3 protein-coding genes are annotated in these 2,015 nt (G+C 60.5%); 2 read left to right on the top strand and 1 reads right to left on the bottom strand.

The window, feature by feature from the left end:
- The coding region (locus tag ACH0AE_RS17805; RefSeq protein ID WP_406876164.1) for a replication initiator protein A at positions 1-509 on the bottom strand (509 nt) is incomplete at its 3' end.
- Between the two features lie 591 nt (positions 510-1,100).
- On the opposite strand from ACH0AE_RS17805, the gene ACH0AE_RS17800 reads away from it, so the two are divergent.
- Positions 1,101-1,253 (top strand): hypothetical protein, encoded by a 153-nt coding sequence (locus ACH0AE_RS17800; protein WP_406876163.1) that lies wholly within the window; start codon positions 1,101-1,103, stop codon positions 1,251-1,253.
- A gap of 82 nt (positions 1,254-1,335) precedes the next feature.
- Positions 1,336-2,015 (top strand): hypothetical protein (locus ACH0AE_RS17795; RefSeq protein ID WP_406876162.1); only part of this gene is annotated, 680 nt, incomplete at its 3' end.

The following is a 2,015-nucleotide window of genomic DNA, read 5'->3' as shown; positions in this document are numbered from 1 at the left end:
GCATAGTCGAGCACCTGCCGGTCGCGCAGGATCGCGCGGTACAGCCAGTCGCACAGCCGCACCTTGACCGCCTTCAGCCGCTTCTCGCCCGTCTTGGTCTTGGAATAGTGCAGCCGCGCTTCGGACAGCCACGAGAAGAACCCTTCCTCACCTTCGCCGCCCGCCTCGATATTGGTCTTGATCTGCGTCCCCTGCAGCCGCTCGAGCGCCTCCGACAGTCGCTGGTACGACCGCGCCGAATGGTTCGCCCCCGTCACCGAGAACAGATCGTGCGCGGTGAAGACGAAGTCCTGCGCGACATCTTCGCCGGCCTCGAGCTTCGCTGCCATGAGACTGGCGATATAGAGCACGATCTCCTTGTCGTAGATCGTCGCGACGCCGTTCGCCGACGGCCGTACCTCGATCGATACCGGCCCGTGGTTGTACGCGAGCGGCTTCATCCACGCGCTCTTCGCCAGCGCGAAGAAGGGAAACGCCATCAGCGACCGCTCGCCGCGGATCTCGCCCATCAGCGGGCTGTCGAGCTGAAACAGATCGCGCTGCGACACCTCGCGACGCCGCGGCGCGACGGCCTTCTGCGGCGGCTTTGCAGGGGTTTCGCCAGCAGTTGGGGCGGGAGCTTCGGTCGGCGGCTTGGGCGGCGTTTGGGGCATGTTGGATTTCCTACTCGAAAGCACGAACTTTGGGGAGCCGGAGCCCCCCGTATGAGGGGCAGCGCCCGTCAGCCGCAGTGCAATTCGTGCTTTCGAGTAGGAAATCACTAGTCCCACCGGAAAGTGCTAATCAATCGACATGACGACGTGTCGACAGCCATCTTGGGTCTTGAGAGCTTGCCGCAGGGATGCGACGCGATGGCATTCTCGGATTGTAGCGCTAGGTACTGATATTAGCGCATGACGGCGCCACAGCCGCGCGTGCAGGATCGAGCCCGGAGCTTGGTTGGCATGCCCAAAGCAGAGCAGGTTATGGCGACGCCGTATCCTGTCGGGTCCGTTTGGCGGGTACATATCGATCGGATGCGGTTTCGGCGCGTTCTGCGTCGCGAGCACCGGTGCCTGGAACGTACAAGGCACCATCTGTGACACGGCCCCTCAGCGGGGATGAAGCTTGCGTACGATAGCCAGTTCGACCGAATTTTCGGCCATGTGCCGCACGCGGGGATCGATGATGCCAATGTCAGTAGTGATGGTAGGAGCGATGCCGATAACGGCACCAGCCACGGCAACGACGTGCTTCGGCTAACAGGCAATTAACCTTGTCTCACTAGTCCTGCGCAAGGGCTCGAGCGCCTTGATCAGCCCGATCCCAGCCAATTGATGCGGCAGAACAGGGGCAATGGTGGTTCACGCGACGACGGCTAGGCTAAGGGTATCGAGCCTTGATCTATTCACCTGGCTCGGCGTCGTCATCGGCATCGTCATGCCGGTCGTCTCCGCCTTGCTCTACCCGGTCTACATGCATCAGATGGATCCGCCATGGGCGGAATGGACGCGGCTGATGGAGCTGCCGTTCATCGTCTGCGAGCTTGCGATCATTCATGTCGCGATCGCACGCGGATACCGCGACGGTCCGATATGGCGACAGCTTCCGACCGATATTCGTGTGGCACTAGGCCTGCTGATTGTCGGTCTGACGATCAGCAGTGTTTTTGTATCAAAGAACGTACCAGCCTCGGTTACGCTATCGATCGCCATGCTGATCCACCTCCGTCTAGCGGCGGCGATCTTCTTTCTCGCCAGTCGCCAGAAGAGTGCCGTCGCACAATTGGCCATTCAAAAGGTTGGACCAGGCCTCATTATCGGACTCATCATATTGTCCGTGATGACAATCCATAAGTTCCACACCCCGCCACCCGAATGGACTGTTCTAGGCGGCAGGATCGAGTGGCCGTCAGCGCTGCCCGGATTCATCAACGTACGCTATTTTGGATCCTGGACCGGTGCGATCGCTGCCGGGCTGATGCTGATGCTGCTCTACGACAGGCAAAAACGGGCGGTTATCTACAGCCTGTGCTA

The organism is Sphingomonas sp. 179-A 2A2 NHS (genome assembly GCF_045371305.1).
Taxonomy (GTDB): Bacteria; Pseudomonadota; Alphaproteobacteria; order Sphingomonadales; family Sphingomonadaceae; genus Sphingomonas.
This window is presented reverse-complemented; position numbering and strand designations above follow the sequence as displayed.

Coding starts and splice junctions, on each gene's coding strand:
- ACH0AE_RS17800 (WP_406876163.1), top strand. CDS start 1,101: ATGAAGCTTGCGTACGATAGCCAGTTCGACCGAATTTTCGGCCATGTG.